General features: G+C 64.6%; 16 protein-coding genes and 2 pseudogenes. 9 read left to right on the top strand and 9 right to left on the bottom strand.

Features of this window, described 5'->3' with window-relative positions:
- The first annotated feature begins 42 nt into the window (after positions 1-42).
- Positions 43-624, top strand: coding sequence for a hypothetical protein (locus ABZ382_RS10680; RefSeq protein ID WP_357086655.1), 582 nt, complete (start codon positions 43-45; stop codon positions 622-624).
- Positions 625-656: 32 nt separating this feature from the next.
- Positions 657-1481 (top strand): annotated as a pseudogene (locus ABZ382_RS10675) (alpha/beta hydrolase); the annotation flags it as partial.
- 31 nt (positions 1482-1512) lie between these two features.
- Here ABZ382_RS10675 and ABZ382_RS10670 read toward each other — a convergent pair.
- Positions 1513-2217 (bottom strand): methyltransferase domain-containing protein, encoded by a 705-nt coding sequence (locus ABZ382_RS10670; protein ID WP_357086653.1) that lies wholly within the window; start codon positions 2215-2217, stop codon positions 1513-1515.
- A gap of 138 nt (positions 2218-2355) precedes the next feature.
- Positions 2356-2436: pseudogene (locus tag ABZ382_RS10665) on the bottom strand (hypothetical protein); the annotation flags it as partial.
- Positions 2437-2795: 359 nt separating this feature from the next.
- Here ABZ382_RS10665 and ABZ382_RS10660 point away from each other — a divergent pair.
- A complete protein-coding gene (locus ABZ382_RS10660; protein WP_357086651.1) occupies positions 2796-4049 on the top strand; it encodes a RelA/SpoT domain-containing protein in 1254 nt (417 codons plus the stop codon).
- A gap of 461 nt (positions 4050-4510) precedes the next feature.
- Here the strand turns inward: ABZ382_RS10660 and ABZ382_RS10655 are convergent, their stop codons facing one another.
- From ABZ382_RS10655 to ABZ382_RS10645, 3 genes are all read right to left on the bottom strand, one after another.
- The gene (locus tag ABZ382_RS10655) at positions 4511-4993 is read right to left on the bottom strand and encodes an NUDIX domain-containing protein (RefSeq protein WP_357086649.1); all 483 of its coding nucleotides are present in this window, start codon (positions 4991-4993) and stop codon (positions 4511-4513) included.
- Between the two features lie 63 nt (positions 4994-5056).
- On the bottom strand, positions 5057-5725 hold the full coding sequence (locus tag ABZ382_RS10650; RefSeq protein WP_357086647.1) for a YdcF family protein: 669 nt from the start codon (positions 5723-5725) through the stop codon (positions 5057-5059).
- A gap of 11 nt (positions 5726-5736) precedes the next feature.
- On the bottom strand, positions 5737-6501 hold the full coding sequence (locus ABZ382_RS10645) for a GntR family transcriptional regulator (RefSeq protein WP_357086645.1): 765 nt from the start codon (positions 6499-6501) through the stop codon (positions 5737-5739).
- A 164-nt stretch (positions 6502-6665) separates the two neighbouring features.
- Between ABZ382_RS10645 and ABZ382_RS10640 the strand changes: the two genes are divergently transcribed.
- A complete protein-coding gene (locus ABZ382_RS10640) occupies positions 6666-6821 on the top strand; it encodes a hypothetical protein (protein WP_357086643.1) in 156 nt (51 codons plus the stop codon).
- 429 nt (positions 6822-7250) lie between these two features.
- Here the strand turns inward: ABZ382_RS10640 and ABZ382_RS10635 are convergent, their stop codons facing one another.
- Together ABZ382_RS10635 and ABZ382_RS10630 are read right to left on the bottom strand one after the other, a co-directional pair.
- Positions 7251-8486 (bottom strand): acyl-CoA dehydrogenase family protein, encoded by a 1236-nt coding sequence (locus tag ABZ382_RS10635; protein WP_357086641.1) that lies wholly within the window; start codon positions 8484-8486, stop codon positions 7251-7253.
- Between the two features lie 27 nt (positions 8487-8513).
- A complete protein-coding gene (locus tag ABZ382_RS10630; RefSeq protein ID WP_357086639.1) occupies positions 8514-9896 on the bottom strand; it encodes an acyl-CoA dehydrogenase family protein in 1383 nt (460 codons plus the stop codon).
- A gap of 240 nt (positions 9897-10136) precedes the next feature.
- On the opposite strand from ABZ382_RS10630, the gene ABZ382_RS10625 reads away from it, so the two are divergent.
- Positions 10137-10391, top strand: a complete 255-nt coding sequence (locus tag ABZ382_RS10625) for a hypothetical protein (RefSeq protein WP_357086637.1) — start codon at positions 10137-10139, stop codon at positions 10389-10391.
- Positions 10392-10489: 98 nt separating this feature from the next.
- On the opposite strand, the gene hisN is transcribed toward ABZ382_RS10625, so the two are convergent.
- A complete protein-coding gene (gene hisN / locus ABZ382_RS10620) occupies positions 10490-11275 on the bottom strand; it encodes a histidinol-phosphatase (RefSeq protein ID WP_357086635.1) in 786 nt (261 codons plus the stop codon).
- A gap of 116 nt (positions 11276-11391) precedes the next feature.
- The gene (locus tag ABZ382_RS10615) at positions 11392-11991 is read right to left on the bottom strand and encodes an NAD(P)H-dependent oxidoreductase (protein ID WP_357087328.1); all 600 of its coding nucleotides are present in this window, start codon (positions 11989-11991) and stop codon (positions 11392-11394) included.
- Between the two features lie 142 nt (positions 11992-12133).
- On the opposite strand from ABZ382_RS10615, the gene ABZ382_RS10610 reads away from it, so the two are divergent.
- The 4 genes from ABZ382_RS10610 to ABZ382_RS10595 all read left to right on the top strand — a co-directional run bounded on the left by ABZ382_RS10610 (position 12134) and on the right by ABZ382_RS10595 (position 15315).
- Positions 12134-12991 carry a helix-turn-helix transcriptional regulator gene (locus ABZ382_RS10610; protein ID WP_357086633.1) on the top strand — a complete coding sequence of 286 codons (858 nt, stop codon included), beginning with the start codon at positions 12134-12136 and terminating at the stop codon, positions 12989-12991.
- 64 nt (positions 12992-13055) lie between these two features.
- On the top strand, positions 13056-14174 hold the full coding sequence (gene prfB / locus ABZ382_RS10605; RefSeq protein WP_357086631.1) for a peptide chain release factor 2: 1119 nt from the start codon (positions 13056-13058) through the stop codon (positions 14172-14174).
- A gap of 138 nt (positions 14175-14312) precedes the next feature.
- Positions 14313-15161, top strand: a complete 849-nt coding sequence (locus ABZ382_RS10600; RefSeq protein ID WP_357086629.1) for a mechanosensitive ion channel family protein — start codon at positions 14313-14315, stop codon at positions 15159-15161.
- Positions 15139-15315 (top strand): hypothetical protein, encoded by a 177-nt coding sequence (locus ABZ382_RS10595; protein ID WP_357086627.1) that lies wholly within the window; start codon positions 15139-15141, stop codon positions 15313-15315. The genes ABZ382_RS10600 and ABZ382_RS10595 overlap by 23 nt, the downstream gene beginning before the upstream one ends.
- Positions 15316-15322 lie beyond the last annotated feature (7 nt).

The following is a 15322-nucleotide window of genomic DNA, read 5'->3' as shown; positions in this document are numbered from 1 at the left end:
TACGCCCCGCGACGGATTCGTTGTCGCGGATAGTATTTGGGAGTGTTATCGCAGTTGCTCGGCACGCTGAGCGGGGTGGTGATCGGTGGCGCGATCACCTTTCTGGCGTCATACGTGAACGAACGATCGAAGTGGGTTCGGAGCAAGGCCGCCCGTTGGGATGAACGTCGGCTGCAGGCGTACTCGGACTATCTCATCGTCACCAGGGCTATGCACACCATGGCCGCGCGCATGGTTCGCTTGCGGGCCGGTGAGGCTGATCCGCACGGTATGTCATTGCAGGAAGCGCTGGTTCAGCTGGGCGAGCTCGAGCGTGAGCGGACCCAGCGGTGGCAGGAGGTGCAACTGCTCGGCAGTCCGGCGGCAGTGGCGATCGGCGACGAACTCAACAGGTGCACATGGACATTGGAATGGTTCGCCTACGGCGAGCTTGCCGGTGACACGGATTGGTTGTTGATCGTTCGCGAGTCATACCGTCTGCGCAAGGAATTCAGTGTCGCCGCCCGAGGCGACCTGGGTGTCGCCGAGCCGACTATCGCCGTACCGGAATGGCGTGATGCGTGGACACCACGTAACCACATGATCGAGATCCGCCGCCGAGCCGAAGCCCTTCCTCGCACCTAGAGGCGGAACTACCCGACCAACGACTCGATGCCGACGTGCAGCACCATTTTGTGCAGATCGACGGCCTGCGCATCCATTACGCGGAGGCGGGTGCCGGTGAACCGCTGATCCTGTTGCACGGGTGGCCGCAGCACTGGTGGGAGTGGCGCCACGTCATCGGCCCGCTGTCCCGGCGCTATCGCGTCATCTGTCCCGACCTGCGCGGGCTGGGTTGGTCCGAGGGACGGGCCGACGGATTTACCTTCCAGCGGATGGCGCAGGACGTGATCGACTTGATGGATCACCTGCAGCTGCCCCGGACCCGGATCGTCGGCCGCGACTGGGGTCTGGTGACGGGGTATCGTGCCTGTCTCGACCACCCCGAGCGGTTCGAGCAGTTCGTCGCCCTGGCCGGTGTTCACCCGTGGACCGGTGACGACGTCCGACCAGCCGCCATCATCAGTCCATGGCATGTGTATCTACTTGCATTGCAGGGTGATTCGCGCATATTGCAGGACTGGATCAGTAAACGCAGCCTCCACGCATGGCGACATCGTGGACAGTTCACCCCCGACGAGATCGCGGTCTATCAGAAGCGCATGCACACCCCCGCCGCATACGCCGCAACAGTCGCGTTCAATCGCAACGTCGTGCTGCGCGAGGTCCCGTACTTCTTGCGGAACTACCGGTCACTGCGGCCAAGGGTCCCCACGCTGCACCTCAACGGCGCCCGGGACCCACTCTGCCGCGGAATCCCGCACAGTTACCACGCCTTCGCCGACGCCATGCGGCTCGAAAGTTTGCCGGACTGCGGCCATTTCGTACCCGAGGAACAGCCCGAACAGCTGACCGCGCGAATGCTGGGCTTCTTCGGATAGTGCCGCCACCCCGCAACGCCCGGCGGGTCGGTCACTCCGTTCCTTCGCGGGTGCAGACGAGCATTTGCGTTCCGAAGCGCTGGAACTCGTAGCCGACATCCTTTATCGCCGTAGTGATTCCGGCCTCAGTCAAGCTGTCGATGAGGGTGGGGAGTTCTCGGTAGAGGTGGGGTGCGCCCATGGGGGTGAGGGGGAAGATGCGGACTTCGCGGCGGCTTACTCGGATCAGCTCGAGGATTGCGCGTAGGTGGAAGTTCAGGTCGAGACGGTCTGCGTAGCTGAACAGGAAGTGGGAGCTGAGGACCAGATCGAAGCTGGCATCGGCGAAGGGGAGGTTGGGGAGGGCTGCCGCGATGTAGCGGGCCGGGTGGGCGGCGATATCGGCGCCGAAGCGGCGTGCGGCCTCCGAGCGGGACTGCCGATGATGTTCGGGGTCGGTGAAGAAGGTCCACGCGTACTGGTCGGCATGGCTGCGCAGGTACTGGTTCGCGCGGTCGATGTCCGCGAGCGCGAGCGCGGTGGTTTCCGTGGGGTCGCGCTCGGCGTAGACGGGATCGCACGCGAGCGCATCGCCTCCACGGGAATTGATTTCGGCGACGAATCCGGCGGCTCCGGCAGGGCAGTCCAGGATGGACGCGCGCAAGTCGGCGTCGGACAACCCGAACATGGCTTGGTACTCGGCAAGCGATCGGGAGGTCACCAGGATCTCGCCGATGACGTTCGGCTCACCGCTCATGTCCGCTCCTCGACCCGGGAGACTGCAGCGCCTGCAGTGTTCGGAATCAACCTAGCCGACAGGGCCCATCGCGCTGAAACGAAAAATCCGGTGCGGGCCACTTGCGTGGCGCGCACCGGTTTTCCGTTGTGCCGGAACTTACTTCAGCTTGTCGCTGGACAGCCCCAGCACGCGGCGGGCGACGATGAGCTGCTGGATCTGCTGGGTGCCCTCGAAGATGTAGGATCTTGCAGCCGATCCCCCTGACCTCAAGAGATGTTCCGAATAGGACCTTTGAGCTGGGTTAGGACTTCCCTCGACATCTACCTGGCTCCGCCCAGGTTCCGTACTTCTACGGCCTGGTGGCGGGCTGGCTTGTAAAGCTTGGCGTCCACGAGGGCGTGCCGGTCGGCAGGAGGTCCGAGACACGTGTTCCGGAACCGCGGAGGTGTGGTTCTACTAGGTTGTGCCGTGGTAGGTGCGGGTAGTGGTGCCGTCGGGTGACGAACGTGCAGCCCAATTGCCGAACAGGCACTAAGGTGGACAGACAGCCGTGCTGTCGCGGAATAACTACAGAGTCATAAATGCAGGGGTATTCGTTGGATATCATCGATGAATTCGTCGCTCAATATACTAGGGAGATTGATTTCTATGAGCGTGCCGCGAGGCTAGCTCGAGAATCTCTGGAACAGCGTTTGAGCTCTGCTGGCATCAGATGCATCGTCACTAGTCGAGCTAAAGCGATTGATCGGTTGAAGGATAAATGCCGGAAGCGAAATCAAGATGGACGATATGGAACATTCGCTGATATCACTGCCGATATAGCCGATCTCGCAGGCGTCCGTGTGGCTCTCTATTTTCCAACGGAATCTGAGCAGGTTGACAAGATGATTGATGACTTATTCGATCAGACGGATGTTCGACGTGAGATTATCAATCCTCCAGAGCCGTCAGAAAAGAAGCGGTTCCCGGGATATTCGGCGCTGCACTATCGTGTCAAATTGAAGTCCGATCCTCTTCCGGATGCAGACAAGAGATACTCCGAAGCAAAAATTGAGATACAAGTCGCTTCAGTGCTGATGCATGCTTGGTCGGAGGTCGAACACGACCTCTCCTATAAGCCCGTGAATGGAGAACTTTCTGAAGACGAGCGTGCATCTCTGGATCAACTGAGTGGGCTCGTACATGCTGGTGAGGTCGCGCTTGAACTGCTTCAGAGAGCTGGGGAGCGGAGAGTGGAAAACTCTTCTCGTCCATTCTCTAATCGCTATGAGCTTGCGACCTATCTATTGAAGCGGGAGAGAGTTGATCAGGAGATAATTGACATCGGCCTCGGCCGTGTGGATGTTCTCTACGTATTCATTTGCAGACTGGATCTGAACACTCCGGAGACTCTGCAGCCATACCTGACCTCCCTGCATGGAAATCTTGAAGAGAGGGCGCTCTCTGAACAGATCGTGGATGCAATCTTGGCTCAACATCCTGAGCACACTGATCTATATCAGAGAATCCTTTCTGAAGTTCGGGTGCAGACTGTCGAATATGACGAAGATGCTGATACTCGTAGACTTTTCGGAAACTATGTAATTGAGTGGCGGCGGCTGGAAGAAGTACTTGGCGTCCTGGCTGGCTCTGATTGGGGGCATCGGAATCCGGCGGCAATTATCGCCCATCTCTTAAAGGCTGGAATTATCGATGCAGACTTGCGTGGCAGTTTAGATCATGCGCGACGCACTCGAAACGAACTGATACATGGTCGAGCGGTCGCTAATGCCGCGGAGCTGGATTCGGAGATCCAGAGGGTACACAGGCTTATCGATGAGCTTATTGCCCGGGGGAGAGGCTCGGAGTAGGCCAGTTTCAGCACGATTATCGAATTTGGCGACTTTCTTCGCCGCTTCCTCATACCGGCTGCCCTCAGTGGAGGAAGGGCGTGTCAAGGGCGCCGTAGGCATCGCGGAGCGACGCGACGTAGGAGCGCCCTTACTCGTCCGAGTGGAGCGAGACAATGGGCCGATGAGGAGGCAGGACCACCGCATACGCAGGTTGAGCCGGGCCTTCGCGCTCAGCTCCCGAAGTAGTTGCGCGGATGGCTGTTCGAGGGCTCGGGGCGAGTGGCCGGACGGTCGTGGCCGACGTACCGGCGCCGCAGGGAGGGCCCGCAGCGAGGACGCCGCGGCGTGGCGGCGGCGGCCGGTAGGCCGCCGCCCTTGAGTCTGTATAGCCAGTTTCGGCAACGGGTCGCGAGCGCCCTCCCACGCGAGTGGCCAGATGAGCACCGATGCGGCTTGGATCCGCTGTTCTGCGGGTCTGTTCAGAGGTCCTCGGGATCGAGGTAGGGCTCGGATTCCGTGAGGCCCCAGTCGATCCGCTTGCGCTGGCTCGGATCCATTCTCAGTGTCGGAATCTGTTCCACGGGAACCCATTCCACGTGAGTGCTCTCGCTACTTGTGGTCGGCTCGCCGCCGATGGCCTCGGCGCGGTAGATGATGGTGAACTCCTGCCGCACTTCGTCATTGCTGGTGTAGTGGATGACGTGCGTCGGGTCGGTGAAGATTCCGACAATGCCGGTCAGCCGGACATCGACGCCGGTCTCCTCCTGGGTCTCGCGGACAGCTGTGCGGCTCAGCGATTCTCCTGGATCGTGAGCGCCGCCCGGCATGGACCAGTTGCCATTGTCGGAGCGGCAGATCAGGAGGACTTCATCGCCGCGGCGGACGAATGCGCCGGCACTCGGTCGGACGCTGTTCGCGGTGGGTGCGTTCGGATCCCGGTGGTAGTCGATACGTCGGCCCATAGGGCGCAGCGTACTGCTGCCGGACCAGGTCACAGCACGATTGGGCTGGGCCGCCGGGTGCTGCTATCCGGGGAGCAGACGGCGGGTGAATCCGGCCTCGACCAGGTTGGCATACGCCTTCCGGACTTCGCTGGGGACCTCTTGCTCGATGGCCCAGCCTCTTTCCGGGTAGACCCAGATTCGTTGGGTATCGCCGACAAGCATGTTGATCACGCGATCCACGTCTCCGATGCTGGCTACGTAGTCGTCGAGGGCAAGTGGGAGTGATCCGCAGACCACCTCGACCTCAGGCCATCGTTTGCGGCAGATCGCGAAGCTGCGTCGCTGCTGGTACGGGCGGGAGATCAGCACGACGGATTTGATCGAGTCCAGCAGGCCATGCTCGTCGAGCAGGGCTCGAGTGAAATCGATGTTGTCGCCCGTGTTCGTCGCCTTGGGCTCGATCAGGATGGATTCGGTCGGCACGCCGAGCCCGATTGCGCGTTCACGGAAGTGGACCGCTTCGCCCCGGGGAAACCGGTCCACGGTGGTGGGTGCATTCGCGCCGGTAAACACGATGAGCGGGAGCATGCCTGCCCGGTAGAGGTCAGCCGCGTAGGTGGCGACTCCGATGTCGTGGCCCCCCAGGCCGATACCGAGATCGACCGGCCGCGGATCGTGATGCATTTGGTTGTAGTCCCAGAGGATCTCGACGTCTGAGCGGTGCTGGGCGGGCAGGATCGTCGTTGGCATCGGCAGGTCCTCTATTCGGGAAGCTTGAAATCGTAGGTCCATGAAAAGCGAGAGGCCGCGTGGACGCCCCGCGCGAACTCGATCAGGACATCGTTCGCGGTGTACGTACGTCGCGTCAGGATCATCACCGGTTCGCCCGCAGGCAGTTCCAAGGTCTTGGTCTCATCGGGGGTCGGCATCCGCGCGAAGATCGTCTCGGACATGTGGTCCGGCTCGTAGCCCTGCAACGTGAGGACCGCGAAACCCCCACCGGGACCGGCGGGGCCGGGTGTCGGGTCGACCAGCGGTGTGCCTTCAACCGTCTCCGGAAGGTAGTAGCTGGTGAGCACGTGTGTTGGGCGACCGGCATTCCGAACAGTACGGGCGCGCTCGTACACGTGCGAACCAGGTTGTAGCCGATAGGCTTCCGCTACTTCCGGATCCGCTTCGACAAGGGTGACGCGTTGTGTCTGATCCGTCCGCTGCCATGGCCGACCGGAAGCCTCACGGTCGGCCATGAACGCGACAGTGTCGCCGTACTTCCACTTCTTCTTCGAGTAGCGCTCGACGCCCAAGCGCTGCAGCGGTGGTTGTTCCCGAACGACGGTGCCACGCCTTCGGATCGCGGTCACCAGCCCTTCGGCCTCGAGCATGCCGACCGCCTGACGAACCGTCTTGATGTTGACTCCGTAGCGATCTGCCAGCACATCCTGCTTGGGAAGTGTTGATCCAGATGGGTATTCGCCCCGCTTGATGCCTTCGCGCAGGTGGTCCGCTACTTCCCGGTATCCGCTCATGTCGCTCAGGGGCTCCCTCGCCGCGTTGGTGCGAACTGCACAAGTTTAAGAGTAGCCCTAACTTGAGTAGCTCCTAGGACCAGCTAATAGAACCGGCCCTATTGATCTATCGGTCTGATGATGCTTCTATAGAACCACTCCTATCAGGGTGGATGGAGGCTGAAGTGGCTGGACAGACAAGGCTCTTCGTATTTCCCGGCGGCATCTTGGAAATCGAGGCTTATGGGAGCGAGGACGACGAGGAGGCCGGGGCCTATCTCGAGTGGTTCGGATGTGGCGATGACGGCGACGGCGATGACGGCGACTGTAAGGGGGAGTAATGCGTTACAGGCCAACGGCATTGGGATATCTGAGGACAGATGTGTCCGGGATCGTCCAGCTATGGGATGAGAGTCGGATACGTCAGACGGCCTCGCACTTGGGTTTTGATCTTGCCGCGATCATCGTGTACGACCCGTTGAGCGGCCGTCCGCCTCTGGCGCGGTTGAAGGCACAGGCGACGCGGCTCGATGCCGAGGCCGTAATCGTTCCCGACCTCACGCATCTCGAGAACAGCGGAATTCCGGCGTCGATCTCAGGAAGGCTCGAGCTGATCGCCGTATCGCCGGAACAGAGCTATCCGCGAACGAGGGGCCCGTCTCGGTCGTGCTCTCCGCCCTCGCCGCTGGACGGCACATAGCCGGTGTTCAAAAGCAGAACCCCGGTGCGGGGCCGTTGGGCCATGCACCGGGGTTTCGTTGTGCCAGTACCTACTTCAGCTTGTCGCTGCCCAGCCCGAGCACGCGGCGCGCCACGATGAGCTGCTGGATCTGCTGGGTGCCTTCGAAGATGTCGAGGATCTTCGAGTCGCGGCCCCACTTCTCCAGGAGGGTGCGCTGGGAGTAACCCGTGGCGCCGGCCAGCTCGACTGCCTTGAGGGTGACGTCGGTGCCCATGCGGCCGGCCTTGGCCTTGGACATCGACGCCTCGAGGGAGTTGGGCTTCTTGTTGTCGGCCATCCACGCGGCGCGGAGGGAGAGGAGGTAGGCCGCTTCCCAATCCGCTTCCAGGCGGAGGAATTCCGCGGCGGCGGCGTGCTGGTTGTTGGCGGGGGTGTCGTAGGAGATCTCGACGCCCGCGTCGGTCAGCACCGTGCGGAGTTCCTCGAGGGCGGCGCGGCCGACGCCGACCGCCATGGCGGCCACGAGGGGGCGGGTGTTGTCGAACGTCTGCATGACGCCCGCGAAACCCTTCTCCACGTTGACTTCCGGGGAACCGAGGATGTTGTCCTTCGGGATGCGGCAGTCCTCGAAGCGGATCTCGGCGGTGTCGGACGCCTTGATGCCGAGCTTGTGCTCGAGGCGGGACACGGTGAGGCCCTTGGCATCACGGGGAACCACGAAGGACTTGATGGCGGCGCGGCCCAGGGACCGGTCCACCGACGCCCACACCACGATGTGGGTGGCGCGCGAGCCCGCGGTCACGAAGATCTTGGTGCCGTTGAGGACCCACTCGTCACCGTCGAGGGTGGCGGTGGCGGTGACCGCCGCGGAGTCCGAGCCGAAGGACGGCTCGGTGATGGCCATGGCGGCCCACACCTTGCCGAAACGCGCCAGCTGCTCGTCGGTGGCGACCGCGGCGATGGCGGCGTTGCCCAGACCCTGGTAGGGGATCGACAGCATCAGGCCGACGTCGCCCCAGGAAGTCTCGAGGGCGTTCATCAGCGCGGACATATTGCCGCCGTTGGTGTTTCCGAGCAGCTCGGTGGCGTGCTTGTCACCTTCGGTGGACTCGCCGGCCTTACGGCCGCCGGTGGCGCCCGAGACATCGGCGGAACCGGAGTCGGACAGGCCCTCGACCATGGCGGCCATGGTGTCCAGCTCGACCGGGTATTCGTGCTCGGCCAGGTCGTACTTGCGCGACGCGGGACGGAAGATCTCCTGCGCGACCTGGTGGGCCTGGTTGGCGCTGGCCCGCAGCTTCTTGGGGAGTTCGAGATTGATCATGAGTGGTCTCTCCGTTGAGAAGTCGGGTCAGAGGAGGACGACGCCCTCGGCGACGCCCACACCGCGCAGATCGCGGTACCAGCGCTCGACCGGGTGTTCCTTGGTGAAGCCGTGGCCGCCGAGCAGCTGCACGCCGTCGAGGCCGATCTGCATGCCCTTGTCGGTGGCCAGCTTCTTGGCCAGCGCGGCCTCGCGGGCGAAGGACAGACCCTGCTCGGCGCGCGACGCACCGCGCAGTGTCACGAGACGAAGACCGTCCAGCTCGATCGCCATGTTCGCGACCATGAACGCGACCGCCTGCCGGTGCGCGATCGGCTCACCGAACGCCTCCCGCTCCTTCACATACGGAATCACGTAGTCCAGCACGGCCTGACCGGTACCGATGGCCAGCGAGGCCCAGCCCAGACGAGCCAGCCGCACGGCGTCGGCGTACTCCTCGGCGCGGACGGCACCCTCGGAGTCGCCCAGCAGGGCGGTGGCCGGAACCGCGACATTGTTCAGGATCAGGCGACCCAGACCCGCGGCCCGCATACCCATGCTCGGGTCCGCCTCGATCACCAGGCCCTCGGTGTCGGACTCGACGATGAAGAAGGTCGGGCGGCCGTCCAGCTCGGCGGCGACGATGAACAGCTCGGCGTCACCGGCGGCCGGGACCAGGGTCTTCACACCATTGAGGCGGAAACCGCTGGGGGAGCGGGTGGCCTTGGTCTTCAGCGCGAACGGGTCGAACAGCGCCTGCGGCTCGGCGATGACCACCGAGGACTGCGGCACGTTCTCGCCGGCGTAGGCGCCCAGGTAGCTCTTCTGCTGCGCGTCGGTGCCCCACTGCGACAGCGCGACCGCGACACCGCTCGGCGCCAGGATCGGCAGCGCCAGGCCCATGTCGCCGTACGCCAGCGCCTCGGCGACCAGCGAATTGGTGACCGCGCCGCGCTCGGAGGCCGCGCCCTCGAGCTCCTCGGGCACGTTGATCAGCGTGACGCCCAGCTCGGCGGCCCGCTCCAGCAGGTCGCGCGGCGCCTTGGCCGAGTTGTCGGCCTCGTACGCGGCCGGGCGCAGGATCTCGCCGGCGAAGTCGCGCACCGTCTCGACGATCATCTGCTGCTCGTCGGTCGGGGTCAGGTCGAAGTAGTCCTTCTTACGAGACTCGTTGGCGGGCAGACGCTTCGGAGCGCCACCGCCGGCGACCTTCTCGAACGCGCGGGTCGCGGCACCGAGAGTGCGGAATCCGGTCTTGGTGCCCTCATAGGTGAGACGCTCGATCGGCTTGCGCAGGTTGTACTTCTCGGCCAGGTCGGACCCCGTGATGGTCGTCATGACCCGCATCGCCGCGCCCATCCAGTCGCGTTTGACCGGGTTGAGGCCAACGGCGGAGGTATCCCGCTTCGTTGCGGTGTCTCGAGTGCTCATAATCACCAAGTTTCTATCGAGGAGGTGGGTGATCCTGCCCAGCAATCTTACTCCTGAGTAAGACTATCTTACTTCAGAGTAAGAACTGTCGTCGAGTGTTGTCGAATCACGAGGTCAGAGCGGTGGCTCGAACATGACTATGACGTAACCCGGATCTAGTGAAACAAACACACTTCAAACGACGGCGAGCTGGGCTAAGGTGTCGGCGCATAACCCGATCCTGATGGAGGCTCGTACATAATGAAGATCGCGCTCGGAACGGTCGGCTTCATCGCCGCCGGTCTCTTCCTCACCGCCCCCGCCGCGAATGCCGAAGTGCCGCTGCAGAACATCGACATCGGCATCACCGGCTCCGGCATCGGCACCGGCTCGGGCACCAGCGGGTGCAGCACCGGCGTCGGCACCGAGATCGGCCTCGGCTCGGTCGGCGTGGGCTCGTCCATCCCCGGCGGCCCGTTCCTCGACCTCGGTTCGGTCTGCGTTCCGCTGGGCTGATGACCCCCCAGGCGTCGCCACGCCGGCATGAGCGGGCGCAGTGACGCGCCCGGCAGCGGGACCGCAGCCCGCGCCGGGTACCCCTCGAATTTCTCCGATCAGGCCTGCAGTGCCGCCAGAACCTGGTCCTGCAGATGCGAATTGGTCGCCACCGCGCTGCCGCCGTGCGGTCCGGGATTGCCGTCGAGTGACGTGAAGGTGCCGCCCGCCTCGCGAATCAGAATGTCGAGCGCGGCCATGTCCCACAGCGACAGCTCCGGCTCGGTGACGATGTCCACCGCACCCTCGGCCAGCAGCGCGTAGCCGTAGAAGTCGCCGTATCCGCGCACCCGCCACACCTCGTCGGTGAGCGCGATGAGCTTGGCGCGGCGGCCGATCGCCCGCCAGCCGGACAGGCTCGAGATCGCCAGGCTGGACGCCCCCAGCTCCGCGATCGCCGACACCGAAATCGCCTTGGGTTCACCCTTTTCGAAGGTGCTCCACGCACCGTGGCCCGACGCCGCCCACCAGCGCCGCGACAGACCGGGCGCACTCACCACGCCCACCACCGGCACGCCGTCCTCGAGCAGCGAGATGAGCGAGGCCCACACCGGCACGCCGCGCACGAAGTTCTTGGTCCCGTCGATCGGATCGATCACCCACTGCCGCCCGGTGAACTCGGCGTCCCCGCCGAATTCCTCGCCGAGCACCAGATCGTCGGGGCGCTCGGCCGCGAGCACCTCCCGGACCATCCGCTCGACCGCCAGATCCGCGTCCGACACCGGCGTCAGATCCGGTTTCGAATCGATCTTCAAGTCGAGCGCCCCGAACCGCTCACGGGTGATCACATCGGCCGCGTCGGCCAGCCTCAGCGCAAGTTCCAGGTCAGCGGAGTATCCGGTCACCCCGAGCACGTTAGTCCTCCCCCGTTAACACCGGGTGTCTCACGTCCCGAACACCGAGTGGCACACCAGTGCGGAGATTTGCCCGATTTTCCCTCCATGGTGTGCCGCTCGACGGGTCAGGCGGGGATGGGGGCCTGGCGGGCGGTGTTGAGCGCTGTTGCCCACCAGTGCAGCTGGGTCAGCAGGCGGTCGGCGGCTTCCTCGTACTCGGCGGGTTCGATCAATGTGCCGGACTGGTCGAACAGCAGGTAGTAGCGGGAGAAGGAGAGGTAGTTTCGCACCGTGTGGGCGTTCAACTCGTTGAACACCGCGCGCAGACCCTCGATCGCCAGCAGCCCGCCCGACCCGCCGCTGTAGCCGACGAATCCGACCGTCTTGCGATCCCATTCGGTGACATGCCAATCGATAGCCGTCTTGAGCGACGACGGGAAGCTGCGATTGATGTCGGGCGTGACGACCACGAACGCGTCCGCCGCCGCCAGCCGCGCGGCCAGCTCGTCGCCATTGCCGGGGCGGGCCGGATTCGGTTCCATCGCCATCGGGATCGCGGGCAGTTCGTGCGGCAGGTTGTAGTCGGCCAGATCGATCACATCCACCTCGAACGCGCCGTGGACGCGGGCCCGCGCGGCGAACCAGTCGGCCACCACCGGTCCGAAGCGTCCTTCCCGAACGCTGCCGATGATCACCGCGAGGCGCAGGGACGTGCTGGTCATGATGGTCTCCTTGGGGGATCCGGTGCGGCCGGTCGGCCGCTCGGGATCAACTCTGCGAGTTCGCAAGACCGGTAGGGAGACCACGCTGAGGGTGGTAGTGGCAGGGACACCCTCAGTGGCCGCCCCGGTTGTTACCGTCGAAAACGTGAGTGAGAACGAGCTGGGACTGTTCCTGCGCCTGCGCCGCGAGGCCGTCACACCCGCGGAGGTGGGCCTGCCGACCGGTCCGCGGCGGCGCACGCCCGGACTGCGCCGGGCCGAATTGGCCACGCTCGCGGGTGTTTCCGTGGAATACCTGACCCGGCTCGAGCAGGGTCGCGACCGGCATCCGTCGTCACCGGTGCTGATCGCGCTGTCCGATGCGCTCCGACTGACCCCCGCGCAGCGCGTGCACCTGCTCGGTTTCGCGAAGGCGGGGGATCCGAACTTCAACTGCCGCGGCGCATCCGGACCCAACCGCCGCATCCGCCCGGCCGTGCAGGCCATGCTGGATCAGCTCGAACCCGCGCCCGCCGCGGTCATGAACCGCCTCACCGAGATCCTCGCCGTGACCGACGGCTACCGCGCCCTGTTCGGACCGATCGGCATGCTCGACGACGGACTGCCCGGCAACTACGCCCGCTACGTGCTGTCCGACCCGCGCGCCCGCGAGTTCTACCCCGACTGGGAACACAAGGCGGACAAGGTGGTCGCCACCCTCAAACAGGGACCCGGCCGCGCCGACCCACACGTGAACGCCCTGTTCGACGAACTCGCCGAGACCCTCGGCTCCGAATTCACCGACCGGCTCGACACCATCCCCGGCCTGCCCGACACCAATGGCGTCGGCCGCCTCGAACACCCCGAGGCCGGGTCGCTGCGCCTGGCCTACGAGACCCTGCACTTCTCCGCGGACGACGACCAGACCCTCATCGTCTATCTCCCCGCCGACGACGCCACCGCGACCGCCCTCGACCGGCTCGTCGGCCGCCGCCCCGGCGGTCTGCGGGCGGTCGCGGGCTGAACCACGCACCCCCGCACCCGCCGAAGTTAGGGCGCGGTGCGGCGGGACGGTAGATTTGAACACCGTGCATCCTGACGTCTCCGCTGATCTGGCCGAACTCGACACCACTCTGAAGACCATCGAGTCGGTGCTCGATATCGACGAGCTCGCTCGCCGCATCGACGAGCTGGAACACCAGGCGGCCGACCCGGAGCTGTGGAACAACCAGGAGCACGCGCAGAGCGTGACCAGCGAGTTGTCGCACGCCCAGGCCGAACTGCGGCGGGTGCGCGACCTGCGGCAGCGGCTCGAGGACCTGCCGGTGCTCTACGAGCTCGCCGAAGCCGAGGAAGGCGCGGACCAGGTCGCGGCGCTGGCCGACGCCGACGCCGAGCGGGCCAGCCTGCACACCGACGTCGAGGCGATGGAGGTCCGGACGCTGCTCTCGGGCGAGTACGACAAGCGTGAGGCGCTGGTCAACATTCGTTCCGGCGCGGGCGGCGTGGACGCCGCGGACTGGGCGCAGATGCTGATGCGCATGTACGTGCGCTGGGCCGAGGGGCACAAGTACCCGGTCGAGATCTACGACACCTCCTATGCGGAAGAGGCGGGCATCAAGTCGGCGACCTTCGCGGTGAAGGTGCCCTACGCGTACGGCACGCTGTCGGTCGAAATGGGTACGCACCGACTGGTCCGTATCAGCCCGTTCGACAACCAGGGCCGCCGCCAGACCTCCTTCGCCGAGGTCGAGGTGCTGCCCGTCGTCGAGACCACCGACCACATCGAGATCCCCGAGGGCGAGGTCCGCGTCGACGTGTACCGCTCCTCGGGCCCGGGCGGCCAGTCGGTCAACACCACCGACTCCGCGGTCCGCCTGACCCACATCCCGACCGGCATCGTGGTCACCTGCCAGAACGAGAAGTCGCAGCTGCAGAACAAGATCTCGGCCATGCGCGTGCTGCAGGCCAAGCTGCTCGAGCGCAAGCGGCAGGAAGAGCGCGCCCAGATGGACGCGCTCAAGACCAACGAGGGCGCCTCCTGGGGCAACCAGATGCGCTCCTACGTGCTGCACCCGTACCAGATGGTCAAGGATCTGCGCACCAACTACGAGGTCAACAACCCCTCCGCCGTGCTCGACGGCGACATCGATGCTTTCATCGAAGCCGGAATCCGTTGGCGCATGCGAGAGCAGTCGGCGAATTAGGCTGATCCTGTTGCTTCCCTCGGTGTTCGCGGCCCGCCCCGGTCTGGACTGACGGAGCGGGGGAGCGAAGCGGAGGAGCGGAGGAGGGAAGACCGGGGTTACGAGGGCCGCGAACCGCCGGAGCGGAGCGGAGGCAAATTGGATACAGAGTTCGGAAATTGGCTGCGGTCCAGCGGTTTGGAGATCGTGCTGCTCATTGTGGGCACCATGCTCTTCAGCCGCGGCGCGAACTACGTGCGGGACCGGATCACCCGGCGCATCGATGCCGGATTCCGCAGCAGTGACTCACTGGTGCGGTCGGAGGCGTCCAAGCATCGGCACGCGCTGGCCCAGGTGATCACCTGGGTGGTGTTGTCCATCGTCTACTTCCTGGTCTCGCTGGAAGTGTTGCGGCGCTTGGGATTCGAGCTGGGCGGACTGGTCGCCCCGGCCGCCGTGCTGGGCGCGGCGCTGGGTTTCGGCGCGCAGCGCATCGTGCAGGATCTGCTCGCGGGATTCTTCCTCATCACCGAAAGGCAGTACGGCTTCGGCGATGTCGTGCGGATCGCGGTCAGCGGGAACTCCGCGGAGGCCGAGGGTACGGTGGAGGACGTCACGCTGCGCATCACCACCTTGCGCAGCGCGGACGGCGAAGTGGTCATCGTTCCCAACGGCCAGATCGTGAAAGTGACCAATCTGTCCAAGGATTGGGCGCGCGCCGCCATCGATGTGCCGGTGCCCGCCACATCCGACATCAACAAGGTCAACGAAGTCCTGCGCGATGTCGGGGCCAAGGCGTTCTCCGATCGCAAGCTCAAGGCCCTGCTGCTGGACCAGCCCAGCGTGATGGGTGTCGAAGATCTCACCGTCAATCAGATGAACATCAAGATGGTGGCCCGGACGCTCCCGGGCAAACAGTTCGAAGTCGGGCGCGAGCTCCGTGTGCGGGTGGCCGCGGCACTGCGCCGGGAGGGTATGGGTGTCGGTGTCGATCAAGCGAATCCGTAAGTCCACCGCGATCCTGATGGCCGTGTGGGTCGCCACGTTCGCGCTCTACGTGGTCGTCAAGCCCGCCGGACACGAGCCCAAGAACGCCCCGCCGATGGTGAATACCGTGCTCAGCAACTATCTGCCAAACACATCGGAGCACACGCAGCGCTGACCCCGCG

Origin of the sequence: Nocardia sp. NPDC005825 (assembly GCF_040630175.1) — a bacterium.
Lineage (GTDB): Bacteria > Actinomycetota > Actinomycetes > Mycobacteriales > Mycobacteriaceae > Nocardia.
This window is presented reverse-complemented; position numbering and strand designations above follow the sequence as displayed.

What these genes read in the sequence shown, in the direction of transcription:
- ABZ382_RS10655 (WP_357086649.1), bottom strand. Translation starts at nt 4,993, where the DNA reads ATGGGCCGACGTATCGACTACCACCGGGATCCGAACGCACCCACCGCG.
- ABZ382_RS10635 (WP_357086641.1), bottom strand. Translation starts at nt 8,486, where the DNA reads ATGATCAATCTCGAACTCCCCAAGAAGCTGCGGGCCAGCGCCAACCAG.
- ABZ382_RS10645 (WP_357086645.1), bottom strand. Translation starts at nt 6,501, where the DNA reads ATGAGCGGATACCGGGAAGTAGCGGACCACCTGCGCGAAGGCATCAAG.
- ABZ382_RS10625 (WP_357086637.1), top strand. Translation starts at nt 10,137, where the DNA reads ATGAAGATCGCGCTCGGAACGGTCGGCTTCATCGCCGCCGGTCTCTTC.
- ABZ382_RS10630 (WP_357086639.1), bottom strand. Translation starts at nt 9,896, where the DNA reads ATGAGCACTCGAGACACCGCAACGAAGCGGGATACCTCCGCCGTTGGC.
- ABZ382_RS10670 (WP_357086653.1), bottom strand. Translation starts at nt 2,217, where the DNA reads ATGAGCGGTGAGCCGAACGTCATCGGCGAGATCCTGGTGACCTCCCGA.
- ABZ382_RS10650 (WP_357086647.1), bottom strand. Translation starts at nt 5,725, where the DNA reads ATGCCAACGACGATCCTGCCCGCCCAGCACCGCTCAGACGTCGAGATC.